The 25,658-nt window shown below is 40.9% G+C and carries 27 protein-coding genes and 1 pseudogene; 11 read left to right on the forward strand and 17 right to left on the reverse strand.

Annotation, left to right across the window (positions count from 1 at the left end):
- Positions 1-17: 17 nt before the first annotated feature.
- Both J2X69_RS00745 and J2X69_RS00750 read left to right on the forward strand, forming a co-directional pair.
- A complete protein-coding gene (locus tag J2X69_RS00745) occupies positions 18-770 on the forward strand; it encodes an RNA methyltransferase (RefSeq protein ID WP_310098431.1) in 753 nt (250 codons plus the stop codon).
- A 7-nt stretch (positions 771-777) separates the two neighbouring features.
- Positions 778-1,791 (forward strand): bile acid:sodium symporter family protein, encoded by a 1,014-nt coding sequence (locus J2X69_RS00750; RefSeq protein ID WP_310096872.1) that lies wholly within the window; start codon positions 778-780, stop codon positions 1,789-1,791.
- A gap of 44 nt (positions 1,792-1,835) precedes the next feature.
- Here J2X69_RS00750 and J2X69_RS00755 read toward each other — a convergent pair whose 3' ends face one another.
- Entirely contained in the window at positions 1,836-2,096 is a 261-nt protein-coding gene (locus tag J2X69_RS00755) for an acyl-CoA-binding protein (protein WP_310096875.1), read from the reverse strand.
- Positions 2,097-2,183: 87 nt separating this feature from the next.
- Between J2X69_RS00755 and J2X69_RS00760 the strand changes: the two genes are divergently transcribed.
- A complete protein-coding gene (locus tag J2X69_RS00760; RefSeq protein WP_310096878.1) occupies positions 2,184-2,393 on the forward strand; it encodes a hypothetical protein in 210 nt (69 codons plus the stop codon).
- Positions 2,394-2,400: 7 nt separating this feature from the next.
- On the opposite strand, the gene J2X69_RS00765 is transcribed toward J2X69_RS00760, so the two are convergent.
- From J2X69_RS00765 to J2X69_RS00810, 11 genes and pseudogenes are all read right to left on the reverse strand, one after another.
- Positions 2,401-3,687, reverse strand: coding sequence for a citrate synthase (locus J2X69_RS00765; RefSeq protein ID WP_310096881.1), 1,287 nt, complete (start codon positions 3,685-3,687; stop codon positions 2,401-2,403).
- 240 nt (positions 3,688-3,927) lie between these two features.
- Entirely contained in the window at positions 3,928-4,350 is a 423-nt protein-coding gene (locus tag J2X69_RS00770; protein WP_310096885.1) for a BrxA/BrxB family bacilliredoxin, read from the reverse strand.
- A 27-nt stretch (positions 4,351-4,377) separates the two neighbouring features.
- Entirely contained in the window at positions 4,378-4,722 is a 345-nt protein-coding gene (locus J2X69_RS00775; RefSeq protein WP_310096889.1) for an iron-sulfur cluster assembly protein, read from the reverse strand.
- 5 nt (positions 4,723-4,727) lie between these two features.
- Positions 4,728-5,159, reverse strand: coding sequence for a SufE family protein (locus tag J2X69_RS00780; protein ID WP_310096892.1), 432 nt, complete (start codon positions 5,157-5,159; stop codon positions 4,728-4,730).
- On the reverse strand, positions 5,156-6,379 hold the full coding sequence (locus tag J2X69_RS00785) for a cysteine desulfurase (RefSeq protein ID WP_310096895.1): 1,224 nt from the start codon (positions 6,377-6,379) through the stop codon (positions 5,156-5,158). Before J2X69_RS00785 ends, J2X69_RS00780 begins: the two co-directional genes overlap by 4 nt.
- Positions 6,380-6,387: 8 nt before the next feature.
- Positions 6,388-7,656, reverse strand: a complete 1,269-nt coding sequence (gene sufD, locus J2X69_RS00790; RefSeq protein ID WP_310096898.1) for a Fe-S cluster assembly protein SufD — start codon at positions 7,654-7,656, stop codon at positions 6,388-6,390.
- Between the two features lie 22 nt (positions 7,657-7,678).
- Positions 7,679-8,443 carry a Fe-S cluster assembly ATPase SufC gene (gene sufC, locus J2X69_RS00795; protein WP_310096901.1) on the reverse strand — a complete coding sequence of 255 codons (765 nt, stop codon included), beginning with the start codon at positions 8,441-8,443 and terminating at the stop codon, positions 7,679-7,681.
- Positions 8,444-8,651: 208 nt separating this feature from the next.
- A complete protein-coding gene (locus tag J2X69_RS24800; protein WP_409014381.1) occupies positions 8,652-8,735 on the reverse strand; it encodes a four helix bundle protein in 84 nt (27 codons plus the stop codon).
- Positions 8,715-8,881: pseudogene (locus J2X69_RS00800) on the reverse strand (four helix bundle protein); the annotation flags it as partial. The gene J2X69_RS24800 and the pseudogene J2X69_RS00800, both read right to left, overlap by 21 nt.
- Positions 8,882-8,911: 30 nt before the next feature.
- Entirely contained in the window at positions 8,912-10,357 is a 1,446-nt protein-coding gene (gene sufB / locus J2X69_RS00805) for a Fe-S cluster assembly protein SufB (RefSeq protein ID WP_310096904.1), read from the reverse strand.
- Between the two features lie 232 nt (positions 10,358-10,589).
- Positions 10,590-11,063: an Lrp/AsnC ligand binding domain-containing protein gene (locus J2X69_RS00810; RefSeq protein ID WP_057935770.1), complete on the reverse strand. Its 474-nt coding sequence runs from the start codon at positions 11,061-11,063 to the stop codon at positions 10,590-10,592.
- Positions 11,064-11,694: 631 nt separating this feature from the next.
- Between J2X69_RS00810 and J2X69_RS00815 the strand changes: the two genes are divergently transcribed.
- A complete protein-coding gene (locus J2X69_RS00815) occupies positions 11,695-14,523 on the forward strand; it encodes a prolyl oligopeptidase family serine peptidase (protein WP_310096915.1) in 2,829 nt (942 codons plus the stop codon).
- A gap of 297 nt (positions 14,524-14,820) precedes the next feature.
- Here J2X69_RS00815 and J2X69_RS00820 read toward each other — a convergent pair whose 3' ends face one another.
- Positions 14,821-15,261, reverse strand: coding sequence for a response regulator (locus tag J2X69_RS00820; protein ID WP_310096918.1), 441 nt, complete (start codon positions 15,259-15,261; stop codon positions 14,821-14,823).
- A 13-nt stretch (positions 15,262-15,274) separates the two neighbouring features.
- Positions 15,275-15,850 carry an AraC family transcriptional regulator gene (locus J2X69_RS00825; RefSeq protein WP_310096921.1) on the reverse strand — a complete coding sequence of 192 codons (576 nt, stop codon included), beginning with the start codon at positions 15,848-15,850 and terminating at the stop codon, positions 15,275-15,277.
- A gap of 796 nt (positions 15,851-16,646) precedes the next feature.
- Here J2X69_RS00825 and J2X69_RS00830 point away from each other — a divergent pair.
- Both J2X69_RS00830 and J2X69_RS00835 read left to right on the forward strand, forming a co-directional pair.
- Positions 16,647-16,883, forward strand: coding sequence for a hypothetical protein (locus J2X69_RS00830; RefSeq protein ID WP_310096924.1), 237 nt, complete (start codon positions 16,647-16,649; stop codon positions 16,881-16,883).
- Positions 16,884-17,291: 408 nt separating this feature from the next.
- Positions 17,292-17,681: a hypothetical protein gene (locus tag J2X69_RS00835; RefSeq protein ID WP_310096927.1), complete on the forward strand. Its 390-nt coding sequence runs from the start codon at positions 17,292-17,294 to the stop codon at positions 17,679-17,681.
- Positions 17,682-17,866: 185 nt separating this feature from the next.
- Here the strand turns inward: J2X69_RS00835 and J2X69_RS00840 are convergent, their stop codons facing one another.
- The gene (locus J2X69_RS00840; RefSeq protein WP_310096930.1) at positions 17,867-19,267 is read right to left on the reverse strand and encodes a sigma-54 dependent transcriptional regulator; all 1,401 of its coding nucleotides are present in this window, start codon (positions 19,265-19,267) and stop codon (positions 17,867-17,869) included.
- A gap of 424 nt (positions 19,268-19,691) precedes the next feature.
- On the opposite strand from J2X69_RS00840, the gene J2X69_RS00845 reads away from it, so the two are divergent.
- The 4 genes from J2X69_RS00845 (at position 19,692) to J2X69_RS00860 (ending at position 23,923) form a co-directional block, all read left to right on the forward strand.
- Positions 19,692-22,004 (forward strand): ATP-binding protein, encoded by a 2,313-nt coding sequence (locus J2X69_RS00845; protein ID WP_310096933.1) that lies wholly within the window; start codon positions 19,692-19,694, stop codon positions 22,002-22,004.
- A gap of 338 nt (positions 22,005-22,342) precedes the next feature.
- Entirely contained in the window at positions 22,343-23,200 is an 858-nt protein-coding gene (locus tag J2X69_RS00850) for an SDR family oxidoreductase (protein WP_310096935.1), read from the forward strand.
- A gap of 11 nt (positions 23,201-23,211) precedes the next feature.
- Positions 23,212-23,394: a hypothetical protein gene (locus J2X69_RS00855; protein WP_310096938.1), complete on the forward strand. Its 183-nt coding sequence runs from the start codon at positions 23,212-23,214 to the stop codon at positions 23,392-23,394.
- A gap of 16 nt (positions 23,395-23,410) precedes the next feature.
- Positions 23,411-23,923: a CinA family protein gene (locus tag J2X69_RS00860; RefSeq protein ID WP_310096941.1), complete on the forward strand. Its 513-nt coding sequence runs from the start codon at positions 23,411-23,413 to the stop codon at positions 23,921-23,923.
- Between the two features lie 50 nt (positions 23,924-23,973).
- On the opposite strand, the gene J2X69_RS00865 is transcribed toward J2X69_RS00860, so the two are convergent.
- Together J2X69_RS00865 and J2X69_RS00870 are read right to left on the reverse strand one after the other, a co-directional pair.
- Complete coding sequence (locus J2X69_RS00865; RefSeq protein WP_310096943.1) at positions 23,974-24,351, reverse strand: hypothetical protein; 378 nt, start codon at positions 24,349-24,351, stop codon at positions 23,974-23,976.
- A gap of 49 nt (positions 24,352-24,400) precedes the next feature.
- Positions 24,401-24,928, reverse strand: a complete 528-nt coding sequence (locus J2X69_RS00870) for a hypothetical protein (protein WP_310096946.1) — start codon at positions 24,926-24,928, stop codon at positions 24,401-24,403.
- Positions 24,929-25,270: 342 nt separating this feature from the next.
- Here J2X69_RS00870 and J2X69_RS00875 point away from each other — a divergent pair, with 342 nt between their 5' ends.
- Positions 25,271-25,645: a hypothetical protein gene (locus tag J2X69_RS00875; RefSeq protein ID WP_310096949.1), complete on the forward strand. Its 375-nt coding sequence runs from the start codon at positions 25,271-25,273 to the stop codon at positions 25,643-25,645.
- The last annotated feature ends 13 nt before the right edge of the window (positions 25,646-25,658 follow it).

Raw genomic sequence — 25,658 nt, forward strand, 5'->3', positions numbered from 1 at the left:
TGGCAGAGTCGATCCGAATGCTTAGCAAAAATACAGTTAAGTTTATTAAATCCTTACATCAAAAGAAATTCCGAACGCAAGAGCAAAAGTTCTTTGTGGAAGGTGAAAAGAGTGTTTTAGAAGTACTTAGCTCTGATTTCAAGGTGGAGTTACTTCTTGCGACAGAATCTTTTTTTGAAAGGAATAGAATACTGATTGATAACTCGTGCCCCCAAGTGATTTCGGTGACGCAAAACCAATTGGAAAACCTCGGCCAATATCAGAGCAATGATAGTGCCTTAGCTGTGGTACATATGAAATCCAACAGCGCTTTTGATTTTCCCAAGAATGAATTTGTCATCGGGCTTGATGATGTTCGCGATCCCGGGAATCTGGGGACAATTATTAGAATTGCTGATTGGTATGGTATCAAAAATCTGGTGTTTTCGGCACAAACCGCAGATTTTTACAATCCAAAAGTGATTCAATCCAGCATGGGGTCATTTACCCGTGTCAATTTTTTCTATGCAGATCTGGATAAGGTTTTTCGTCAATGGAATGTTCCCGTATATGGTGCGTTTCTCAACGGCAAGAATGTTCATCAACTGGAGAGAATCTCTGCAGGTGTTATTCTGATGGGAAATGAGTCAAGTGGCATTTCGGAAGAGCTCGGTGGATTGGTGACTGACAAAGTGACTATTCCCGGATTTGGCCAAGCGGAATCATTGAATGTGGCTATTGCGACCGCAATTCTTTGTGACAATTTTAAACGTTTAACGATTAAGGATTAACATTCGGATGGTTCAAAAATTAGCGAAAACGCTCAATAAAGTAGGTATTAATGGTTTTTTGTTAGGCTTGTTTGCGGCGATTTTATTGGCTTGGATATTCCCTTTTGCAGGCTCCGGAGAGTCCCCTGTCCCATGGAAGCCCATTATAAATGTAGGAATTGGATTAGTTTTCTTTCTGTATGGGGTCAAGCTTGACCCCGTTCAGCTGAAGGCAGGATTGAAAAATTGGAAATTGCATGTACTTATCCAGCTTGCCACTTTTGTGATATTTCCTCTGCTGGTGTTGGCTGTAGTGCCTTTTATGAGTTGGATAGACAAGGATTTCCAATTGGGTATCACTTACCTCTCAGTGCTTCCGTCTACCGTGAGCGCCTCGGTTGTAATGGTGTCTATTTCGCAGGGTAATATTCCGGGGGCCATATTCAATGCAAGTATTTCCAGTCTACTCGGTGTGATAATCACGCCCGCCTGGATGGGGATTTTGTCGGATTCGGCAGATATAGAAATGGATTTCATACCTACTTTAGGTGAACTGTCTGTCAAGGTGCTCCTTCCTGTAATCTTGGGTATTCTATTTCATAAATGGCTTTATCCGAAAATCGAAAAGCATCTATCAGCACTCAAATACATAGACCAAACGGTGATCATGATCATTGTTTTTACCTCTTTTGCAGAATCCTTTTCCCAGCACATTTTTTCTCCATATAAGATGAGTGTATTGCTTGAAGTGGGAGCTACTATGCTGGGGCTCTTTTTTCTGATTTGGTTGGTTATTGAAGGCTTGTGTCGTATGCTGGGCTTTAGCTGGGAAGATCGTGTGACTGCATTGTTTTGTGGCTCCAAGAAGTCCTTGGTTCAAGGAGTGGTGATCGGGAAAGTTGTTTTTCCGGATCCCGCGATACTGGGATTGGTTTTGCTTCCTTTAATGCTTTACCACATTCAGCAGCTCATTCTGGGGAGTTTTATTGCTTCAAGATTTGCCAGAAGGGTTGAAGCTATCCCAAGTACTAAGAAGAAGTGATTTCATCACAAAGAAAGCTGAATAGGAGACAGCCTTTATTTCTGTTACAAATAGCTCTTTGATAGCTCGTCTACAAGCTGAATGTATTCTGCTGAGGCCTCTTCCTTGGATTTGCCTTTCATATTCATCCATGCGTTGTATTTGGCAGCTGCTTTGAAATCAAATCCGCCCGGACGCTCTGTCTCATTATCTCCTTCAGTAGCTTGCTTATAGAGACCATAGAGCTTCAGTAGCTCTTCGTTGCTTGGTTTCGAAGTGAATTTTTTGGTCAATGCCACGGCATCTTCCAGCGTTTGGGTCGACATGTTAAGTTTAGTTAGATGTTTACGTTTCCAATTTAAGACTTTAATACCATACCGGGTGTAGTTATCCATTAGGGCTTTTAAAAAAATATGATTATCCGCAATGATGCCAGTAGCCATATTTCCCTTGTTTTAGTTGACGGGAGATCCGCCACAGCGAGGCAGGCCGAAGTGGCGGCTCCACTAGTGTTTTCTGAATATTATGACACCTTTCTTCCGCTACTGGTAGAAAAGCGGATAATCATAAAAAAAATAACCGGCCAAAATCAGCCGGTTATTTTTGTACTATGGGGAGGTTGAATTTCGCTTATCGCTTATTCATTGATACGTAGTCACGCTCATTTTCTCCGGTATATACTTGTCTTGGACGACCGATAGGCTCGCCGTTTTCACGCATTTCTTTCCACTGTGCTATCCAGCCCGGTAGTCTTCCCAGTGCAAACATCACCGTAAACATATCTGTAGGGATGCCAAGAGCTCTGTAGATGATCCCTGAGTAGAAATCTACGTTAGGATAGAGTTGACGGTCGATGAAGTATTGGTCGTTAAGGGCAGCCTGCTCCAGTTCTTTTGCGATATCGAGTACAGGATCGTTGACACCCAACTTCTCCAAAACGTCATCAGCGGCCTTCTTGATGATTTTTGCCCTTGGATCGAAGTTTTTGTAAACTCTGTGTCCGAAGCCCATCAATCTGAAAGGATCGTTTTTGTCTTTGGCTTTGTCTAAATATTTTTTTGCATCTCCGCCATCAGCTTTGATTGCTTCCAGCATTTCGATTACAGACTGATTGGCACCGCCGTGAAGTGGGCCCCAAAGTGCGTTGATACCTGCGGAAATAGAAGCGTAGATACTTGCCTGAGACGAACCAACGATTCTTACCGTGGAAGTAGAACAGTTTTGCTCGTGGTCAGCATGAAGAATCAGGAGTTTGTCCAAAGCTGCAGACACAACCGGATCTACATCATATTTCTCAGCAGGAAGCGCAAACATCATTTTCAGGAAGTTTGAGCAGTAATCCAGTGCATTGTCAGGATAATTGACCGGATGGCCCATTTCATTTTTATATGCCCAGGCTGCGAATGTCGGCATCTTAGCGATTAAGCGGACAATACTCATGTCCACTTCTTCTTTATTTCTCACCGGATTCAGAGAATCAGGATAAAACGCTGTCAATGAGCAGATCAATGAAGAAAGAACTCCCATCGGGTGAGCGTTGGAAGGGAAGCCTTCAAGGATTTTCTTAATGTCCTCATGAACGAGGGTGTGATGGGTGATTTCTTTGGAGAAATTCTCGTATTGCTCTTGGGTAGGAAGTTCTCCGTAGATTAATAAGTAAGAAACTTCAAGGAAAGTAGATTTCTCTGCCAGATCTTCTATTCTGTAACCTCTGTATCGAAGAATTCCTTCTTCTCCATCTAAAAATGTGATTGCACTCGTCGTTGCTCCAGTGTTTTTGTATCCCGGGTCTAGGGTGATAAGTCCCGAGGAAGCTCTAAGTTTTGCGATATCTATCGCGGATTCATTCTCTGTGCCGGTGATCACTGGGAATTCAAATTCTTGTCCTTTGAAAGAAAGCTTAGCTGATTCAGACATATGTGTTTTTTTTGGATTGCTTATGTTAAAAAACCTCTAATTAGGCTCGTAAGATAATAAAATCAGGTTGTTTATTGGCGATAGAATGTCTCTAAAGGGATAATAATCCTGCGAAAAGTGTTTTTTTTTACTCTCTACTTTTCTTGAGCGCAGGCTTAGTGCTTAGAAACCAAAGTATATCCTTTTACAAACACCTGATTGATTGTTTTTTGCAATAAAAAAAGCCCCGGAGGGCTGGTTTTATGCACAGAAGTGCTCGAATACTTCCACTAGGTGGTCGCCGATCATTTTTGCATTTCTTCCTTCGATGTGGTGACGTTCGATGAAATGAACCAATTCACCATCTTTGAATAATGCCATTGCCGGAGAGGATGGGGGATAGGGTAGGCAAAGTTCTCTTACTTTATCCACTGCTTCTCTATCGTTGCCGGCAAATACCGTAGCAAGGGTAGTCGGCTTTACTTTCGCATTTTCTACTGCGTAAGTCACTCCCGGGCGGGCAGCTCCTGCTGCACAGCCGCACACTGAATTTACTACAACTAGGGTAGTACCTTTATGGTCTGGGCCAAGATGGGTTGCAACCTGCTCAGCAGTTCTGAACTCTTCAAATCCTACACTGGAAAGTTCCGCTCTCATCGGAGCGATCAATTCTTCTGGATACATAGTATTACTCGTTTTTAAAGTTCTTAATTAGAGAAAGCCCAATTCAAGTTTTGCCGCTTCGGACATCATATCCTGAGAATAAGGCGGATCAAATGTCAATTCGATTTCCACATTGTTGATTCCCTGAATTTGCTGGATTTTATCCTTAATCTCTGAGGGGATAAATTCTGCCGACGGACAATTGGGTGAAGTCAACGTCATCAGGACATACACGTTGTTTACAGGATAAACGGTGATCTCATAGATCAAACCCAGATCATATACATCCACAGGAATCTCAGGGTCATAGACCAATTTGATGGCTTGAATTACCTTTTCCTTGAGGTTTTCTACCTGTCCTGCCGGGGTTTCCGTTTTACTTTCTGTTGACATATCTATCAGGCATTTTGCTTGGTGTGAATAGCCAAAGCGTATAGTTTGATTTGTTTGATCATCGAAGTAAAACCATTCGAACGCTGGCTGCCGATGATGGAGCCCATTCCGATTCTCTCCACGAAATCAAGCTTCGCATTAATAATCTCTTCCGGGCTTCGATAGTTCAATACTCTCAGCAAAAGTGAGATTAATCCTTTGGTAATATCTGTATTGGAATCAGCCTGAAAATGAACTTTACCATCTTTTTCATCAGCTATCAACCACACTTTGGATTGACATCCCTTGATGGTATTTTCTTCAACCCTTTCATTGTCAGGAAAATTCTCTAGGCTTCCTCCCAATTCCATGATGTAGTAAATCGTCGATTCTTTATCATCCCCAAGGATTTCAAATTCCGAAACTATCTCATCCTGAACTTCCTGAATACTGCTCATTTATTTTTTATTTTGGCGATTCGGCTTACGCCTTCCACCAATTTATCTATTTCTGATTTCGTGTTATAAACCGAAAATGAAGCCCTTACAGTTCCCTCTAAGCCGAATCTTTTCATCAGGGGTTGAGTGCAATGATGACCGGTCCTCACTGCAATTCCATTCGCATCGAGCATCATTCCCACATCGTAGGGATGCATCCCGTTGATGTTGAACGAAATCACACTGACTTTTTCCTTTGCTGTACCGACCGGAATGAAACCTTTGATTTGCATCAGCTGCTCATTGGCATAGGCAAGCAATTCATCCTCATGTGCTTTGATCGCATCTTTCCCGAGTTCGTTGATAAACTCAATAGCAGTTTTGAATGCGATTACATCAGCAATATTGGGTGTCCCTGCTTCGAATTTGAAAGGGATGTCATTATAGGTTGTCTTTTCAAATGTGACTTCCTTGATCATTTCCCCACCACCCTGATAAGGCGGCATAGATTCAAAAACTTCTCTTTTTCCATACAACACGCCAAGACCTGTGGGGCCATAAAGCTTGTGTGCTGAGAAGGCGAAGAAATCACAATCCAACTCCTGCACATCAATCTTCAAGTGACTTGAACTTTGAGCACCGTCCAGCAGTACTTTTGCTCCCACTGCATGTGCTGCCTCAGTTACTTGCTTGACGGGATTGATGGTGCCAAGGGCATTGGAAGCGTGGACAATGCTGACCAGCTTGGTTTTCGGAGACAGCAATTGCTCGAATTCCCCGAAAAGAATCTCTCCGGCATCATTAACCGGAATTATTTTTAGAATTGCGCCTTTTTCCTCACAGAGCATTTGCCAAGGCACAATATTGGAGTGGTGCTCCAGTGTAGATATAATGATCTCGTCACCTTTCCCTACAAATTTCCTCCCAAAAGTGGAAGCCACCAGATTGATTCCCTCGGTGGTTCCTTTGGTGAAGATTATTTCAGCAGGCTCGGATGCATTGATAAAATGCTGAATGGCTGAACGGGTGTCTTCGAAATAGCGGGTAGCCCGATCTGCCAAAGCATGGGCACCCCTGTGAATATTCGAATTGTCTTTTTGATAGTAATTCGTCAGCGCATCAAGTACTGCCTGTGGCTTCTGTGTAGTAGCGGCATTGTCAAAATAAACCAACGGCTTACCATGTACTTCCTGATGGAGTACCGGAAATAAGCTTCTGATTTTTTCGATATCAATTCCCATAATGTTTATTAGAATTTGCTTCCTAAGCGCCCCTGCACCAATTCTGTGCAGTATTCACGGAAGCTTTCATCAGTAATGTGTTCAAGCACTTCACCGGCAAAAGCATAAAGCAGCAATCCCTTTGCCTGATCTTTTGCAATGCCTCTTGCCTGAAGGTAAAATAATGCTTCCTCATCCAACTGGCCCGTAGTACAGCCGTGAGAGCATTTCACATCATCAGCCCAGATTTCGAGCTGCGGTTTAGTATTCACCACTGCATCTTCTGAGAGAAGGATATTATTGTTTTGCTGGAAGGCGTTGGTTTTCTGTGCATCTTGCCTTACAAAGATTTTTCCGTTGAAAACTCCTCTGGAGCTATCGGCAAGAATCCCTTTATAAAGCTCATTGGACTCAGCATGAGGCACAGTATGATCTACGTTGGTATGATTATCCACGTGCGACTTGCCATTGAGCAGGTACAGGCCATACATATTTCCTTCAGAATTGCTTCCAAGGATGTTTAGACTCAAGTTGTTTCTGACCATTTCGCCGGACAAAGAAATAGTCACAGAAGTGAATCTTCCGTCTTTCTGAATGTCTGTTTCTAGGGTACTGGCTTCGATGGCATTTTTGCCTTCATTCTGCAGCTTGTAATAGCGAATATGAGTATTCACACCACCTTTTACTTCCACTACTTTATTCACGAAATAAGGTGTGTCGCTAAGATTGACGCTGTGATTGATAAAGGTCACCTCCGTAAAATCTCCCGTTTCTATCCATATCCTTGGCTGAATGACCTGGCCGGCATTGGCTTTGAAGAAATTCAACAGAAGAATAGGTTTTTGAATTTGAGACTTTTTAGGTATGGAAATGAAAATCCCGCTTTCGAAAGAACTCTGGTTCAAGGCACAGAAAGGATCTTTTTCGGACTTTGCAATGCTTCCAAGTGCGGTATCAGTTTTTTCTGAAAGGGGAGTTACTTCTACTCCATCTATGACAGATGAAAGTTCAGGCTGATAATGCCCGTTGGCAAATACCAACACGTCACCTGCGTAACCTTCAAATAAATTGTCCTTTACCTGCTCAGCAGTCACCGCAAAATCTCCTGCCGGGGCAAAGTTTTGGATGCTTTGCTCGATTTTCTTGGTGATTGCGGTGAACTTGTACTCTTCGGATTTATTGGTGGGGAATCCCTGGGCTTGGAAAGCTTCCTTTCCTGCAGCGCGGACTTGCTCGAAGCCATTGCCTGTATTACCCAACAATTCCACAAGTATATCTTGCTTTATAAGCGTACTCATGACGGATGTTTTAGGATGAAAATCAAACGGTAGCTCTGGAGTCGACTTCGTCTTTGATCCAGTCGTATCCTTTTTCTTCTAGCTCTAGTGCAAGCTCTTTGGTGCCTGACTTCACGATTTGTCCTTTGTACAATACATGCACGAAATCCGGAACTATATAATCCAGCAATCTCTGGTAGTGGGTGACCACGATGGTCGCATTGTCTTTGGATTTCAGCTGGTTTACGCCGCTTGATACGATACGAAGCGCATCGATATCCAAACCTGAATCTGTCTCATCCAAGATAGAAAGGGTAGGAGCAAGCATCGCCATCTGGAAGATCTCATTTCTCTTTTTCTCTCCACCCGAGAAGCCTTCATTCAAAGATCTACTCAAAAGCTTCTGATCCATCTCAACCAATTTCATTTTCTCTTTCATCAAGGTCAAGAATTTCACCGCATCAAGAGGGTCTTCACCACGGTATTCTCTTACTTGATTCACTGCTGTTCTCAGGAAGTTGGTAGAGCTGACACCCGGGATTTCTACCGGATATTGGAAAGCTAGAAATACACCTTCCCTTGCTCTGTCTTCCGGAGAAAGATCGAGTAGATCTTTTCCTTTAAATGAAACCTCGCCTTCAGTTACTTCATATTCTTCTCTTCCTGCCAATACAGAGGCAAGTGTAGACTTACCCGATCCGTTTGGTCCCATGATCGCATGAACTTCTCCAGCTTTCACTTCAAGGTTGATACCTCTTAGGATAGGAGTCCCTTCGATAGAGGCGTGCAAATTCTTTATACTAAGCATAATTCGAAATTTGGCATTTGATATTTGAAATTGAGGAAACCTGATTTTCAGTTTTTAAACTTATTTCCTCTAATCCCACTTTCTTTTAAATATTTTATAAATCTGAAATCGATCTGCTGATTTCAAGGCTTTTTTCGATTGTTGTATTGAGTGTATCTTCTGAAATGTATGTTCGGTCAAAAGCTCTATACAATTGAGATTTTAATTCTCAGGCAGAAGCCTTGGCGATGCTTAAGAATTGTATAAATTCTTTGGTGCCTTCCCGTTCAAAACCTTCTGCTATGTTATCCATGACAGAGCCTGAGAAGCATTGATTTGATTTTTCAAGCTAAAATCATTTTGAAAACCATTTTTTTGAGTTAGTGCAAAAACAATCTTGCAATATTCTCTTGCTTTTTGCCAGATGTCCAAATCTTCAAAGCGAGTGATGGTTGCCATAATTTCATCCCGGAAATTTCAAATCTCAACTTACCCTACAGATCCCTCTAGCGTCAAGGCCAACAACTTCTGTGCTTCCACGGCAAATTCCATCGGCAGTTGATTCAATACTTCTTTGGCGTAGCCATTTACGATCAATGCAACTGCATCTTCCGTGGCAATACCACGCTGATTGCAATAGAACAGCTGATCCTCACCGATCTTGGAAGTGGTCGCTTCATGCTCCACTTTGGCAGTGGGGTTATTGATGTCAATGTATGGGAAAGTATGCGCTCCACAGCGATCTCCCATCAAGAGGGAGTCACACTGGGAGAAGTTACGTGCATTGGTAGCACGCTTCATCACCTGTACCTGACCACGATAGGAATTTTGTGATTTTCCGGCGGAAATACCTTTCGATACGATTCTCGACTTGGTGTTTTTACCAATGTGAATCATTTTTGTCCCTGTATCTGCTTGCTGGTAGTTGTTGGTTACCGCTACAGAATAGAACTCTCCGATGGAATTGTCTCCCTTAAGAATACAAGAAGGATATTTCCATGTCACGGCTGAACCGGTTTCAACTTGTGTCCAAGAAATCTTGGAGAAGTCACCCGCACAGATGCCACGCTTGGTCACGAAATTGTAAATACCGCCTTTTCCTTCTTTAGTTCCAGGGAACCAGTTCTGAACAGTGGAATATTTCACTTCTGCATGCGCTCCGGCATAGATTTCCACCACTGCAGCGTGCAGTTGATTCTCATCTCGCTGCGGGGCAGTACATCCTTCCAGGTAGGATACGTATGATTCATCTTCAGCTACAATCAGGGTTCTTTCGAACTGGCCTGTATTGGCTGCGTTGATCCGGAAGTAGGTGGAAAGCTCCATTGGGCAGCGAACTCCTTTTGGAATATAGCAGAATGATCCGTCAGAGAATACGGCTGAATTGAGTGCAGCGTAGTAGTTGTCGGTCATTGGCACTACTGAACCCAAGTATTTCTTCACCAACTCAGGATGCTCTTTTACAGCTTCGCTGAAAGAACAGAATACAATTCCAAGTTTGGAAAGCGTTCCTTTGAAGGTAGTTGCTACAGAAACTGAGTCAAGGACTGCGTCCACTGCAATTCCCTGAAGTCTCTTTTGCTCATTCAGATTAATCCCCAAGCGCTTATAGATGTCCAACAGCTCAGGATCTACTTCATCCAAATTCTTAGGTTTGCCGGCTTGCTTGGGAGCGGAATAGTATTTTAAAGACTGTAGGTCAATTTTCGGGTAATGAACATTCGCCCATTTAGGTTCAGACATGCCTTCCCAAGTTTTGAACGCTTTCAGTCTCCAATCAAGGAGCCATAGGGGTTCTTCTTTCTTGGCTGATATCCATCGAATGGTGTCTTCAGTTAAGCCTATAGGAGCCTCATCGGCTTCATAGTTCACTGACCATCCGTGTTCATATTCTTTTGATGTTAGTTCTTCTAAAATCTGATTGTCTTTGCTCATTGTTGCTGAGTTATTTAGACTAATTACATTTTAACGGCGAAGGTACAACATATAATGAAAATACCATGTTTTTAGCCATTGGATAATTCTATCGGGCATGCATTTCGTCGATAGAAAATGCCTTTTTCGCCCTTTCTATACCCTCTTTACAAAAAAAAAGTATTGAAGGTTCAATACTTTTGAATTTTAAGGAATTAAGTAAATCTTTTATTTAGATTTAATCTTAATTGTGTTATTTCTCTTTGTCAAAAAACTGGATAGGTCTGTTGATTGATTCTTCCAAAACTATCAATGTTTCTGTTCTGTCTATTCCTTCCACCTTTTGGATATTGTCTAGCACAAATCGAAGATGGTTCGTGTCTCTACAAATGATCTTGGCGAAGATCGAATAATTACCTGTCGTATAGTAGGCACTAACCACTTCGGAGATCGTCTTAAGTTTTTCGATAACGGTGTCGTAAAGGGAGCTTTTCTCAAGATAAATACCCAGAAAAGCGGAAATGTCGTAGCCAAGCTTGGAAAAATCAATATTTAAAGTGGCGCTTTTGACGATGCCCATATCCTCTAATTTCTTCATACGCACATGTACCGTGCCTGAGGAAACAAAGACTTTTTTGGCTATTTCGGTGTACGGAGTCTTTGCATCTTCATTGAGAAGCGAAATGATCTTCAAGTCTATGTTATCGATATCTAAAATTTTGTCCATTTTTATCGAGGGATTTTGGATGATTGTTAATGAATCTGCCTGTAAATTACAGATTGTTCAAAATATAGCAAAATTTTTTTTTCAATTTGTAATTAAAGCCAAAATCCACTTACTTTGGACTCGATATAAATGTTCAATTGAATATTTTGTTCGTGGAGTAAAAAGTCGAATTAAAATTCGAGATCATTTGTATTTCCGAATTTTAGTTTAATTTCAACTGAAACTTTTAATCTCTAAAGTTATATTTGGGTTTATATTCTGAAAAGGGTCTTGCTTCTGGCGAGACTTTTTTGTTTTTCCCAAAAGCCACATTCAACCCCGATGTGCACGGAAGGTGACGCGTAGGACGCGGGTTAGAAGTAATTTTCAGGCAAAGTTCAAGTTTGTCAGACTGGGCGCCTACCTGTCCTGAAGTCGAAGCCTTATCCCCAAGTCGTTTTTTATCCCTTTTTGTATGCCCCGCCAGTCGGTAGAAAATCCTAATACATGATTTTTTTTAAGCGGTTACGGGAGGCTGCACCGGTGTTTTTATTTTTGGGAAATTCTTTACAACCCGTTTTTATTAAAAATGATTGGAGCCAAATTGTTTTGGCTGTATGAAACGGGACTTACTAAATTAATTTATTTTGAAATGAAGATTGGAAAATTTGGAGCTTGGCTGATTGTGTTGCTCATAGGTTCACATACACTTTTTGCTCAGCACAAGAGACCTTTGAGCCATGCCGACTACGATGGGTGGGAAAGATTGGCATCTGAGAAAATAACCAAAGACGGAAAGTGGGTAGGGTATCAAATCTCTCCACAAGAGGGAGACGGGCGTATTGAGATTTTCCCATTCCAAGATCCTGCTAAGCGCCAAATCATCCCAAGAGGTTCCTCTTGGGGATTTTCTGCAGATGATGCCTTTGCCGTAGGCAAGATAGTTCCTCAGAATGACTCTGTCTATGTGTTGAAATTGAAGAAGACCAAAAAGGAAGAAATGCCTACTGATAGTCTTTTTATCTATAATATGGCCGAAAATCAGCTGGAAAAACTTCCAAATGTAAAGTCATTTTCGACTCCTGAAAAAGCAGGAAGTTGGATTGCTATTCATTTTGAGAAGGATAAGAAAGAAGTGAATACTGTAGAAAAAGATGCTGAGGCGGACTCTACGGCCAAGGCAGAAAAACCCAAGAAAACAGACGGAACCAAACTTACTGTCCGCACATTGGATGGCTCAACCGCCTACGATTTTGAACGGGTGAAGTCCTATGGTTTTTCTAAAAATGGTGATTTCCTTCATTATGTGATGGCGGAGGAAGACACGCTGGACAATGCTGCTATTTACTTGCTAAATTTATCCAACGGTGAAAGTAGCTTGATCTCTGAAGGAATGACTTCTTATTCGAGTGTCACATTCTCCCCTGAGTCTAGCTACCTAGCTTACCTCACTACGGATGATTCTACCAAGGCCAAAAAACCTTACCATTCACTCTTTCTCCTTCAGACCCAAAATGGCAAATTAGCCGAAATTGCCACCAAGGAATCTGATGGGATTATGGAATATGGAAGAATCAGTGAAGATGGCGATCTCAAATTTTCTGAGAAGGAAGAGCGTTTGTTTTTTGGGGTTGCTCCGGACTACTTGGATTACAGCTATGAAAATGATACCACTATTCTGGATGATGACAGAGTGAGTCTTGACATTTGGGGATGGAAGGATTCTGAGATTCAGCCTATGCAACTGAAAAATAAGGGGCGTGAGGAGAAATTTTCTTACTTGGCTGCAATAGATCTGAAAACAGAGAAGATTACCCAGCTGGCGGATCAGGAGGTGAAAAATGTGATTCTGGAATCAAAAGTTGAACGTGATTTTGGATTGGCATGGACTGATGCACCTTATCGAATCAATTACAGCTGGGATATTCAGACAGGTAGGGATTTGTACTTGATAGACTTCAAAGACGGATCCAAAACCTTGATTGAGAAAGATGCTTCCGGTCATCCGTCCATTTCACCCGAAGGAAAATTTGTGTATTGGTACAATGGACGTGATAGCAGTTGGGTGGCTTATGATGTAGCGCAAAAGTCCAAAATCAACCTTACCAAAGAACTGCCCGGGGCGTTTTATGTGGAATTGCACGATTCCCCATCGCTTCCGGGAAGTTATGGCAATGCAGGTTGGTTAGCCGGAGATGAAGCGTTTCTGGTGTATGATAGATTTGATATTTGGAAAATAGATCCTGCCAATCCAGCTGCTGCAGTGAATCTGACTCAGGGAGTAGGGAGGAAGTCGAATACAATTTTCAGAAGACAGGATCTTGATATGGAGGAGCGAAGTATTGATCCTAAAGGACAATTACTACTAACGGCTTTCAATGAAAAAACGAAAGATGCAGGTTTTTTTACCGGCACTTTTGACGGAAAGTCCGCACCTAAACAGCTGGTAATGTCAGCAAATCGTTACGCTGGCTTAACGAAAGCGAAGGAGAGTTCAGAGATTTTGATTAACAGGTCAACCTATAAAGAAAATCCCGATATGTACTTGGGGGATCTGACGTTCAAAAGCCTCAAAAAAGTATCAAATCTCAATCCTCAGCAAGCCAATGTGAATTGGGGGTCGGTGGAATTGGTGGACTACCTGACAAATGACGGAGAGCCCTTGCAGGGTTTATTGTTCAAGCCGGAGAATTTTGACGCATCCAAAAAATACCCTTTGATGGTGTATTTCTACGAGCGCAACAGTGATGGATTACATATGTATAGAGCTCCTGCACCGAGTGCTTCGACGATTAACATTCCCTATTTTGTGAGTAACGATTATTTGGTGTTTGTGCCGGATATCAAATATAAACTTGGCCTTCCGGGACAGAGTGCTTATAACTGTATTGTTCCCGGAGTTCAGTCTCTTGTGGCCAAAGGCTTTGTGGATGCTGATAATATGGCTATTCAAGGACAGAGTTGGGGCGGCTATCAGGTAGCTTATCTCATCACCAAAACGGATATGTTTAAAGCAGCCGGTGCCGGAGCTCCTGTAGTAAACATGACTTCGGCCTATGGGGGAATACGGTGGGGGACAGGTATGAGTCGAATGTTCCAGTACGAGCAAACCCAATCCAGAATAGGTGGGACGCTCTGGGACAAGCCTCTTTACTATATAGAAAACTCTCCCTTGTTTTTCATGGACCGTGTCAAGACGCCGGTTTTGATCATGCACAACGATGAAGACGGTTCTGTTCCTTGGTATCAGGGAATTGAGATGTTTATGGCATTGAAACGATTGAACAAGCCGGCTTGGCTTCTACAATACAATGGTGAGGATCATAATTTGGGGCATCGCAAAAACAGAAAAGACCTTTCAGTTCGTTTGAGCCAATTCTTTGATCATTACCTGAAAGGTACTCCCGCGCCGCTTTGGATGTCCGAAGGGTTGCCAGCCATTCAGAAAGGGAAGACCCTCAAGTACGAGTTGACTCAATAGCCGGTCATCGTGGTTTATAGCAGTTAATAGGTAGCATCGGGTGAAGACCCGATGCTATTTTTTACTTGTGTATTATCCTTCAGAGATTTTGGTTTCCATGGCTTTAGATACACCTCTTGGATTTTTTTCGGAACTCGTTTAACAGATGTGTATTGTAATAAACTGAAAACCAATCCAGTATAAATTATGGTTGATTTTAGACAGAGGAAATCTTTCCACGAAAGGCGTCGGGATCATCTGCTGTCAACAGCTTTAAGCTAATGGCCTTTTTCAATAAAAAGCATATTACTCCCGTTCTCAGATCACCATTAAGAAGTTTTCTTTACTTAATCCTGAGCTGTGGTATTGATGATTAATAGTTATTGCCTTGTGTAATATTGACTTGAGAACGTTAAAATCAGAAGGCTTTTTGATGTAAATGTTTGCACCGTGAATCAAACACTCCTCAATATCTTTTTCTGCACTTGATGTGGAATAGATGGCAACTGAGAGATTTCTTAGGTAGTTTGTTTTCCTTATTTCAATCAGGCATTCAATCCCTCCTTTTAAAGGCATGTTCAAATCCAAAAATAGTAACTCAGGTAATTGAGTGTCCGGTTGCTTCAGATAATTGATTAAATCCACACCGTTCACTACCCAATTCAAGGAAATATTTAACTCTAATTGTTCCAGTGCTTCACCAAAGAACAAGCGGTCATCGTCATCATCATCCGCCAAAAGGATATTGATATTTTTCATGATGAGTTAGTTGTTAGGAACCGGGATTGTTATATGCTTTCGTCAGGAAGTTATTTCTTTGTTTTACTATTTTTATGAAAGAAGTGGAAGTCAGTCCCGTAGTCTTTTTAAACTGATTTGACAAATGCCCTACACTGCTGTAGTTTAATTTATAAGCTATTTCAGTAAGAGTGTACTCATTACTTAAAATCATGACTTTGGCTCTTTCTATCTTTTGAAGTATTATGTAGTTTTCTAATGTATTTAAGGTGTGCTCGGAAAAAGCATTGGCAATATAACCATAACTTAGGTTTAATTTATCTGAGATTAAACTTGACGTTTTATAGGTGTAATACTCATCACAATAGATGATTTCAGCGACAGCCTCTTTTATTTTCTGAATGAATTGCTCTCGCTGTGTTTCTTTTATATGGATCCCGTATTCTTTCAGATTGTTTTTTAATTTGTGTAAAAGTGAACATGGGATTTCTTCGAGAAGCTCTATTTGGGAAGAATTGTGGTATTTATAGTTTATACCTATTTTCCCAAGTTCCTTTTCTACTATTTTTCTTGCAAGTATATGGATTTGATATCCCAGTACTAGTTTCATCTTTTTTTCGTTTGTGGATTTTAAAAAGCGCCTGAAAGACTCTTATCCAAACCATCATATGTGCCAGAATATAGTAGGATATTTCAATAGTCCGCATCGCAATTTCTGTCAAATGTTCCCATCCGGGTATAAGTTCTATAGTTTTTCATGATCGATTGCTTTTTCCTATTAATAGTGAGATTAAAACATTGAAAAATTCTTTTTTTTATCCATTAAGGATCTAATTATCTGATTTAAGCTGGAAATAATACCAAAATACAGAAGGATTTAAATTTATTGAATTTTGGGAAAGTCTTATAATTGTCCTTTTTTTTTATCCGATTAAGTAAAAGTTATGTTTGCCATTTGATTTTTGGTCTCACCTATTGCGTAAATTTTCCGCACAAGGGGGATCATTCTCTACATGAGATTTCTTTATCCTTGGGCGCTACTAAGTGTGTTTTTAGTGATCTGCTGATTTAATTACTGAGTCAAAATTTGCTAAAAGAGATTAGGGACAACGCCTCTCAAGAATAGGAATGAAACCTTAATCATAAAAAAAGTAGGATGTGTTCCACCTTTTTTTGTGATCTAAAGCTGCGTAAAGCCATGATCTACCGGCGTATTCAAAATGTGACAAACTGTGGGATATATGATACGGTTTTTAGTGTATTTCGAATCCAAAATTGCTTGGCGACAAGAGTTTACCTCTCCTCTGGCTCTTTAGGCGGTGTTTTGTTTTTTTAGGGCTTTCTTCTTTTCTAGGGAATGGAATTTGAATTGAATTAGACAACCTAAACATTAAACAGACTATACCATGAACACTGACAAAAAAGAAGGCAAAGTTGCCAAAACTATTGAATCACAAACAGCCAAAATCCCATCTGATATATATCTGTGGTCTTCACTTTCAGCAATGGGAGTTTCATTATGTTTAAAAGTATGCAAGCAAAATAACTTAGCGTTATTTGTCGGTCAATGGGCTGCCCCATTTCTTCTGTTGGGTGTATATAACAAGATAGTGAAAACGGAAGGTTCTGATAGAGAAGACTAATGCTTAGTTATCTGTAAAATAATAAGTACATGACTTTACTGCGGTGTGCGTAGCTAGCACGTATTTGATAAATATTATTCTCATGAGATCGAACCTGCCTGAGGCAGGTTCGATTCCGTACCTACTGGATCACACACTGGGATGATTGTAAACCCTGCGACCTGCCTGCCGCCAGGCAGGGATTCCATCCCGATTTTCGGGACAAGTTATGACTGCTAAAAAACAAATTATACTAACATGAAATCGAGCCTGCCTGACGGTAGGCAGGCATGTCGAAGACGACACGCAACTTGTCCCGAACTTGCTTCGGGAGAGGGATGATTATTCGCCTGGCGAGATTCTCCCGATCCGCCGCGGCGGACGGGACAGGCTATCTGACCATTAAAAATCAAAACATAATATAAACAGATGAAAACTAATTTTCAAACTGGGGAAGTTGACTTTCCAATGGTAAAAATTCCGCTTCTTTCAAGCCAGAGAAGTTATTTTAAAATTCCGACGAATGCTAATTTGGGGAAGATTGGTTTGTATTTGTGGATTAACAGACTTTGGATTTCGGGTGTTGTTCAGCAGGATCCGGTATTTCTTCCAAGAGAAATAATACCGAATCCGAATGATCCTGAAATCCTCCCCAATCCCCATTTGCCTGAAGAAGAAGAATATCTTCCCGATGAGGATGAAAATCCGATAGAAGACCCCCGAAGAGAAATCGATGATCCTTATCAGCCTGATCGGGAACAAGATTTTCCTCCGGAAAGGGAAAAAGAATGGCCTCAGGAAGAGCCTGGAAGAACCTAAAAGAAGGGCAAAATTGCCGCCCTTCTTTTAGGTTCTTCCACTTAATTTTACCCGGAACTAAATGGAACTAAAAGCTTTTAAGCTGCCCATTCGGCTTTCTGTATTGACACGACACGCATACATATAAAAGATTAAGTCGGAGGAAGGCATAGGATCAACCAATTTTATAGGCTGCTGACACCAAATCAGCACGGAATATTTAGAAGTTTAAGCTTGACATACAAGGTTTTCCTGTGGATATTAAGTACTTCAGCAGCTTTGGTTTTATTATACCGCACTCTTTCCAGCACTTCCATAATTCTTTTTGATTCAGCCCTTAGCGCAGTTGATTTTAAATCACCTGTTTTAACGGTTGGTACATTTTCCAGCTCGTCAGAATATTCGGGAATATTGCACAGCGAATCCTTATAATTCGTAATTCGGGAAGGAAGAGAATCCGCTTGTATAAAATTATGGGAATCTGTAAATAAAGAGGATCTTCTGATTACGTTTCTAAGTTCACGGATATTTCCGGGCCAATGATACTCATACAATAAGTCACGTGATTCTTTGCATAATTTTGCCTTAGGCCTCCCCAGTTCCTTACTTGTCTGCTCCAGAAAGAAGTCTATGAAAAGCGGGAGATCTTCCGGACGCTCCCGCAGAGGCGGAATTTCCAGTGTATACTCACATAGCCTGAAATACAGGTCTTCCCGAAAATTTGAAGTTTCGGATTTTTGTAAAAGATTTTCATTTGTGGCAGCAATGATCCGTACATCTATGGGAATCTCTTTGGATCCGCCTACTTTCCGGATCACTTTTTCCTGTAATGCACGAAGCAGGGCTATTTGTATATCCATAGGCAAGTTTGCAATTTCGTCAAGGAAAATCGTCCCTCCATTTGCCTGCTCGAAAAATCCCGTCTTTTGAAATGCTGCTCCCGTAAAAGCCCCTTTTTCATGCCCAAAAAGTTCGCTTCCGGCTATATCTCGGGAGAGGCATCCACAGTCCACAGCAATAAACGGCTCTTCTTTTCGAGAGCTTATTTGATGAATCTGTCGAGCCAACGACTCTTTTCCCGTCCCCGTTTCTCCTTGTATAATCACTGAAAAATTTGTTGGTCCTACACGCTTAACCTGCTCGACGATAGCCAGAGCTTTCTTACTCTGTCCCGTTACCATATCAGGGGAAGGCTTAGCCGGTAGCCTCTCTGTATGTGAGTCTGTCTCATCTGCCACTCGATGCAACGTATGCTTTTCGGCCTCTTGTATGGCTTCAATAAGTTCATCCGGATTCAGGGGCTTCGAGATGAAATTTCTTGCACCTTTCCGTATCATGGCTACAACATTTTTTAGATTGACTTCTTTCCCCATGAGGATCATTTCGGCCTCTGGATTGGATTTACTGACTTCGTCAAAGAATTTTGTCCCACTGATGTCAGGAAGATTATATTCTGCCAGAATGAGATCAAACTTTCTTTTTTGTAACATTTCCAGCGCAATTTGCCCTCTGGTGATGGTCGCTACCCCATAGTTTTTTTTGATTAAAAATTTGGATAATAGATCGCAAGTTGAGATCTGATTGTCCACGACAAGGATATGTTTCATAAGAGGGTAATTTATTAGTGGTGTACTTGTGCATAAAGCTATCCATTAGAAGTTCAGGGACTGTTACAGGAATTACACTGATCGTTACATAATTTCGGGGTGAAGGATTTTTAAGAAGTACTGTTTTTTAAATGTTTCTGGTTATCAGCAATTATATCGGTTGCCTTAGTTGGTTCACTATCTGTCCGAAAGACCCCGTCACAGGCAGACGATGAAGGGAGGCCGAAGCGGCCTTGACTGATTTTGGTTTGCACTTTGGTCAACGGATCATATTATTAACCAAAACCCAGGGAAGGGCTTTTGCCCTATATTCTACTAATCGACCAGGATACAATTCCTTCAATCTGTTGGAAGGATATCCTAAATAGCCAGACGAATTTAAAACAATCCACATCTCTGCCGGTTTACATTGGGGAGTTAGTCCATGGGTTATATTATTCAGCCACAATACGATCATCGCACTATTCTTGTAAGAGAGTATTGGAAGGCAAATCGAATATCCAACGAATCCAAGAGTGTTGTATCCAATCACTTCTACTATTCCAATTCAATGCTAAAGCGATCAAAAAAGTTACACTATAGCTCTATTCTGACTACGGTTGTCGTTATTCTGATCGTCTTGGTTTTGGGCTTTTTTCAGTACAGCTCCATGCAGCAAGAACGGGAGCAGGTAATCCGCTCGCATCGTCTAATACAGAATTTGTCCAACCTGCTGGCTGAATTCGAAAAGCTGGAGGCACTGATGCATGAGTCTGAAAAGGAACCTTATCCAAAGGTAATGGAGAGATATCTGGGTATGGCCACTACCCTTCAATTTCATCTTTCCCAACTCGTCACTTCAAAAAGGGGCACCTTACTTTTTAATTCCAACTTCGATACACTTCAGGTTAAATCAAACGCTTATTTAGAAAAGTATCAAAGTCTTTTGACCATGAAATATGAGCCTAGGCCGGAAGGAGGATGGGTCATGCAATATTCTTCTTTGTCCGATTTAGGAATGACATCCTTTATTTCTAGATGGAGCAGACAAGAAGGAGAAGCCCTCTCGGAAAAGCTCAATTATTCCAATGACCTTCGAAACGCCTTTTTTTGGGCTTCTATTTTTCTGTTAATCCTGCTGATCATGTTCCATGTGATCTATAGCAGGGTAGTGGTTGATGAGTTTGCCAAATGCGATGATTCTATTTTGCAAAACCGTATAAACAACGATGTCTTTAAGTACATTGAAAAAATGGCTGGAATGGGCCATGCATATTATAATTTTAAAGAGAAGAAGCTGGCTTTCTCAACTAATCTATATCGCATTCTTGGATATTCTGAAGGTGAAGCTACTCCTTCATTTAAAATGTACTTGGAAAGAATTTATTTTCCGGATCGAGAGCAGGTGCTATCAAATTTAAAAGCACTCACATTAGTCAAAAATCCTCTCCAAACAAGTGCAAGAATCCTTTTGCCGGATGGGAAAATAAAGAATGTGCGTATGCTCGGACTTATCCGAAATGATGAGAAGGGGAGAATTGCGGTATTTGTGACTAAAGATGTTACTGCTGAAATCTCTTCTCAGGAAACACTTAAGGAACTCAATGCAAATCTTTCTCTTCACAACCGCCTGTTCAAACATGTGGAATCCGTGGCCTCCATAGGTTATTATACCCATTTTATAGATTCAGATAGGCAATTGTTCTCGGACAATTTATTTAGACTGCTCGGATTTACTCCTGATTCATTCATTCCTTCCAAAAATATTCTTCTTTCCCATGTACTGAGGGAAGATAGTGAAGTGGCCTATAGATGGACCGATCCTGAGTTGAACGTGGACGAGAGCCGGAAAGTGACTATAAGAATCCGTGACCGTTACGAAGCCATTAAATATTTAAGTTTGAGCCGGCAGTTATTTGAGGACGGGAATGTCAGGATTTTGGTAGTCACTTTCAAGGATATATCTATTGAAGCTGCAATTAACAGTGATCTTGAAACTAAGAACAGGGAATTGTTTAGAAGCAATGCGGAGCTGGAATCATTCAACCATATAGCAAGTCATGATCTGCAGGAACCAATCCGTAAAATACAGACGCTGATTTCTTTGCTGGAAGAACTTCCTGATCTCAATATGCCTGAAAAAGGGGAAGATTACCTAAGTAGAATCAAGCGATCGGCCAATCGGATGCAGCTGCTGATATTGGATCTTCTGAAGTTTTCCCGGGTATCGAATGAAGCGAAGAAATTTGAAATTGTCAATCTGAACAGGCTTGTGGAAACAGTTTTGGACGAGCTGAGTCTGAAAATCGAGGAGAAGGGAGCTGAGATAAATGTAGCCTTGCTTCCTGAGGCTTTTGTGATTCCTTCGCAGATGCGCCAGCTTTTCACCAATCTCATCGAGAATTCATTGAAGTTTGGCAGACATGATCAAAAAACCGTTATTAAGATATACACTGAGGAGTTGACGGATCATGAAAAGTCCCTTTTTCCGGCTATAGATAGTACGGACTTACTAAAGATTTGTGTGGAGGATAATGGGATTGGATTTGATCCCAATCATGCAGAGGCAATTTTTATAATTTTCAATAGGCTGCACGATAAGCAAACCTTTGAGGGATCGGGAATAGGGTTGGCCATATGTAAGAAGGTGGTTGAGAATCATGGAGGAATTATTTTTGCCAATGAGATTCCGTCAGAGGGGGCAAAGTTCACATTTATTATACCTTCCAGACCTATAGAGCTGGATCTACAGGGATAAAATACCGGTAATACGTTGGAAATCCTCCATGGATGGAGCAAAAAGAGCTTCTCTCTATTTTCGCAGAGATATCGGCTCTCCCTTACCAAAATTATCCGTCTGGTTCCTGATGCCATATTAATTTCATTGAGAGTTTTTTTGCCGCTTATTGGAGATGTGAATTATGCAAGCAATGTGTGTAATTATGTAATAGCTCCACTACACAAGTAAGTAACTTTGATTTAAGCGTTCTTTCACTCTTAGGGATTAGTTTGGAGCATATCGGAAATTAACCCAAAAGGGATGCGGTACTGCCCAACTTGAATAATTAAACCAACTATTACCACTACTATTTATTTATGTCACACGATGCTGAACGAAAAGGCCAGAGCCAAGAGCGGCAACCGGGCAAGGAATATAAAATGTATCCCTTGCCCGAATTTATCAAAAAAGGATACAAAGGTTCCGGAATACTCAAAGACAAGGTCGCGGTAATCACAGGGGGAGATAGTGGGATAGGTAGAGCTATCGCTGTTTTGTTTGCCGAGGAAGGTGCTGATCTGGTTATTGCTTATTTGGGAGAAGATCAGGATGCGGGGTATACGAAAGAAGAAATTGAAAAACGGGGTAGAAAAGCTGTACTTATAAATGGTGATGTGTCCGATAGCAGTCACTGCAAAACCATCGTAGCCAAGACTATTGAGGAATTTGGCAAAATAGATATTCTGATCAACAATGCAGCAATGCAATTTCCACAGGAAAGTCTAACTGATATTTCTGATGAGCAATTACACAAAACCTTTGAGACAAACATTTACCCTTATTTCTACCTGAGCCGAGAGGCCTTGCCGCATATGGACAAAGGTTGTACGATTATCAATACTTCTTCAGTAACTGCCTATCAGGGGAATGGCCGATTAATTGATTACTCAGCTACCAAAGGGGCAATAGTTAGTTTTACCAGAAGTTTATCTGCAAATCTGGCCCATAAAGGCATCCGTGTCAATGGGGTGGCGCCTGGCCCAATTTGGACTCCGCTGATCCCTGCTACTTTTGGGAAAGAGGATGTCGCTACATTCGGTCAAAATGTTCCCCTCAATAGGGCAGGAGAGCCCTCTGAAGTTGCTCCATGTTTTCTTTTTTTAGCCTCCGATCTGTCAAGTTACATTTCCGGACAGTTTCTTCACCCTAATGGAGGAGAAATCATTAATACCTAAATGAACAAATTATGGCAAAGAACAAAGAATCTGATTTTGAAAAAGAGATAGACAAGGATAATATTGAGGTTACTCCCTTTGGAACCAACAAGAAGAAAAAGAATGTGCCGGACGAGAATCCGCAGGAAGAATTCATTCAGCCTGAGCCTAATCGTTCTGACAAAAAAAATAAACCCAACGTCAAAAGAAGCTAGAATAATAGTTGTCTATATGAACTTAATCTGTGAAGAAGATACCAAAGAAGCCCTTGATATTATCCGTAAATATTGTCTGAATCATAATTATAGGATCTCCGTGGCAGAAAGCGCTACTGCCGGACTGCTTCAATTGATGCTTAGTAGTTGTGAAAACGCAGGGATGTTTTTTTGTGGTGGAATCACAGCCTACAATTGTAGGCAGAAAATGAAACAGCTTTCCATCATTGATAAAAACTGCATGGAGCTGCATGGCGTTTCCATGCAGATTGCTGAGGAAATGGCACATCAAATTGGGAGAAAATTCAACTCTGATTTGAGTTTAAGTCTGACTGGATTTGCTACTCCTGTTCCTGAAAAGGGGATAAACGAGTTGTTTGCATATGGCTCTTTTTGGTATAGGGGTGAAATTGTATTTACAGAAAAATTCACTACAACTACAGTCAATCAATTTGAAGGGCAGTACTACTATGCATCTTCTCTGATTAGGATCTGTGCCAATAGTCTTATTCTTCAGAGATTGGTATGAAATAAAAAAGCACTAATCTAACTTATTGTATAGGTGTTTGTTGCTTGCATTTATTTTTGTTGCTTATTGATATTCCATGCCCAAAGGATGATGATTACGCACTCTATCACTGCATCCAATAAGTATATAGTAGGTATAGTCTTGGATAAATAGAATATTACGTCTATACTAGCCAGTGCTATAGAAGATGAGATGGCTAGTAGAATTACCGGATTATTTCTTTTTTTATTGAAAGATGCTGTTAACAAAACCATCCCAATAACGCCAATTAAAACACCGACTACTTTTACTAACCATAAATCATTTTTAGGTCCTGTTATTTTCAAAAATGTGGACATGGAGATAAGCGGCCAAATCCCTGTTGCCAGAAAGTATACGCTTTGTAATCTAAGAATAACGATATAATCTATCAGCTTAAAGTTTCTCATACAAGTTGGCTTATTTTAGAATTTGAAGTTTTTTCAAAAAAAATTGTGGTCAGCCCTCAGAGTCAAGCTTTGAGAACTGCCGGTTTACCCATTTCCAATATGCCAAATAAACCCATAGCCCGATAAAAGCTAGTTCAACTACTATATCCACACTTTGGAAAAGTGAGGGTTGCCTTGCAAACGCAGCATTTACCTGATTGAAGAGGATCGAACCGGAACTGACCAAACCCAAAATACAAAATGAAAGAGGCACCCTTGTATATTTTTTGCCAGCATAGAGTGAACCTCCGATACCGACTATTAAGCTTCCGACGAAAAGTGAATTAAATTCAAGAATCAGAGATTCCGTGATGTGGGGTATAGTTACAGGAAATAGTATAATAAAAAAACCTATGAGTACATAGTAGGAGCCTTGAGCTACTGTCAATCTAAAATATAGTGTTTTTTCCTGTTTGTTCATGTTATTATTTAATCTAGCCTTCCCTTGTTGTGCTTTTATTGTGCCGGTTTTTACTATGATGCTTCCGGACTGGTCTTCATAGGGCGTTATCTCGCTTCTACTGATCTTATTTAGCATAAATATCATCTTAGCTCAGGAATTGAAAATTAGGATTACGAAATGGTAACATAATGTATACAGTTTGTAACCGAAAAATGAGTTGTTTTTTATTGCAATAGGCTTTCCGTCCAACGGGTTGATATTTTTTCACCGGAACGCTGCTTGTACTTCTTCTTCCCAAAACTTTGAAGACAGTGAGCAGCAGCGGGTTTACTGTCTAATCTATTAAACTATTGAATGTATGACACATCATAATTGATTCTATTCAAAGTGATAACACACTTGTTCCGGGGATCTTGCAATGGTTCCATATAGATGATTATCAGAGAGTCGAGGATACTATTGCCAGTTTGAAGCCGCTTGGTATTCTCCACCTTCGTACAGGGATTTTCGGGATCATTTGATTCTAACTTTAACGGATGGGATTACTACATCAAAAATGTGCAGTCTGTTCTGGATGACCATGATATTACTGCCGAAATCTGGATAAGTGAGGCAGGACATTCTACTTGGCGGCATGACCAGAAGCAGCAGGTTATGAAATTTATCACAGCTACCTCCTGTAGTGCGGGCAGGCTTTACCGGTATTCTCTCTATGATTTGGATCCCGCTTTTCCTACCATAGACGGTTTCCATCTCGATGAATGGCTACAAAAAAATGAAATTATAACAATCAAATCAAATAAGCATTCCAATGGGAACACAGTTGAAAGCCCGGTTAAAGCCCCTATCTAAGCGTACAGACAAG

The organism is Algoriphagus sp. 4150 (assembly GCF_031457395.1).
In the GTDB taxonomy this organism is placed as follows: Bacteria; Bacteroidota; Bacteroidia; order Cytophagales; family Cyclobacteriaceae; genus Algoriphagus.

Bases quoted from the DNA above. Each gene is read 5' to 3' on its own strand.
- J2X69_RS00745 (WP_310098431.1), top strand. From the start codon at position 18: ATGCTTAGCAAAAATACAGTTAAGTTTATTAAATCCTTACATCAAAAG.
- J2X69_RS00750 (WP_310096872.1), top strand. From the start codon at position 778: ATGGTTCAAAAATTAGCGAAAACGCTCAATAAAGTAGGTATTAATGGT.
- J2X69_RS00755 (WP_310096875.1), bottom strand. From the start codon at position 2,096: ATGTCGACCCAAACGCTGGAAGATGCCGTGGCATTGACCAAAAAATTC.
- J2X69_RS00760 (WP_310096878.1), top strand. From the start codon at position 2,184: ATGATTATCCGCAATGATGCCAGTAGCCATATTTCCCTTGTTTTAGTT.
- J2X69_RS00765 (WP_310096881.1), bottom strand. From the start codon at position 3,687: ATGTCTGAATCAGCTAAGCTTTCTTTCAAAGGACAAGAATTTGAATTC.
- J2X69_RS00770 (WP_310096885.1), bottom strand. From the start codon at position 4,350: ATGTATCCAGAAGAATTGATCGCTCCGATGAGAGCGGAACTTTCCAGT.
- J2X69_RS00775 (WP_310096889.1), bottom strand. From the start codon at position 4,722: ATGTCAACAGAAAGTAAAACGGAAACCCCGGCAGGACAGGTAGAAAAC.
- J2X69_RS00780 (WP_310096892.1), bottom strand. From the start codon at position 5,159: ATGAGCAGTATTCAGGAAGTTCAGGATGAGATAGTTTCGGAATTTGAA.
- J2X69_RS00785 (WP_310096895.1), bottom strand. From the start codon at position 6,379: ATGGGAATTGATATCGAAAAAATCAGAAGCTTATTTCCGGTACTCCAT.
- sufD (WP_310096898.1), bottom strand. From the start codon at position 7,656: ATGAGTACGCTTATAAAGCAAGATATACTTGTGGAATTGTTGGGTAAT.
- sufC (WP_310096901.1), bottom strand. From the start codon at position 8,443: ATGCTTAGTATAAAGAATTTGCACGCCTCTATCGAAGGGACTCCTATC.
- J2X69_RS24800 (WP_409014381.1), bottom strand. From the start codon at position 8,735: ATGGATAACATAGCAGAAGGTTTTGAACGGGAAGGCACCAAAGAATTT.
- sufB (WP_310096904.1), bottom strand. From the start codon at position 10,357: ATGAGCAAAGACAATCAGATTTTAGAAGAACTAACATCAAAAGAATAT.
- J2X69_RS00810 (WP_057935770.1), bottom strand. From the start codon at position 11,063: ATGGACAAAATTTTAGATATCGATAACATAGACTTGAAGATCATTTCG.
- J2X69_RS00815 (WP_310096915.1), top strand. From the start codon at position 11,695: ATGAAGATTGGAAAATTTGGAGCTTGGCTGATTGTGTTGCTCATAGGT.
- J2X69_RS00820 (WP_310096918.1), bottom strand. From the start codon at position 15,261: ATGAAAAATATCAATATCCTTTTGGCGGATGATGATGACGATGACCGC.
- J2X69_RS00825 (WP_310096921.1), bottom strand. From the start codon at position 15,850: ATGAAACTAGTACTGGGATATCAAATCCATATACTTGCAAGAAAAATA.
- J2X69_RS00830 (WP_310096924.1), top strand. From the start codon at position 16,647: ATGAACACTGACAAAAAAGAAGGCAAAGTTGCCAAAACTATTGAATCA.
- J2X69_RS00835 (WP_310096927.1), top strand. From the start codon at position 17,292: ATGAAAACTAATTTTCAAACTGGGGAAGTTGACTTTCCAATGGTAAAA.
- J2X69_RS00840 (WP_310096930.1), bottom strand. From the start codon at position 19,267: ATGAAACATATCCTTGTCGTGGACAATCAGATCTCAACTTGCGATCTA.
- J2X69_RS00845 (WP_310096933.1), top strand. From the start codon at position 19,692: ATGGGTTATATTATTCAGCCACAATACGATCATCGCACTATTCTTGTA.
- J2X69_RS00850 (WP_310096935.1), top strand. From the start codon at position 22,343: ATGTCACACGATGCTGAACGAAAAGGCCAGAGCCAAGAGCGGCAACCG.
- J2X69_RS00855 (WP_310096938.1), top strand. From the start codon at position 23,212: ATGGCAAAGAACAAAGAATCTGATTTTGAAAAAGAGATAGACAAGGAT.
- J2X69_RS00860 (WP_310096941.1), top strand. From the start codon at position 23,411: ATGAACTTAATCTGTGAAGAAGATACCAAAGAAGCCCTTGATATTATC.
- J2X69_RS00865 (WP_310096943.1), bottom strand. From the start codon at position 24,351: ATGAGAAACTTTAAGCTGATAGATTATATCGTTATTCTTAGATTACAA.
- J2X69_RS00870 (WP_310096946.1), bottom strand. From the start codon at position 24,928: ATGCTAAATAAGATCAGTAGAAGCGAGATAACGCCCTATGAAGACCAG.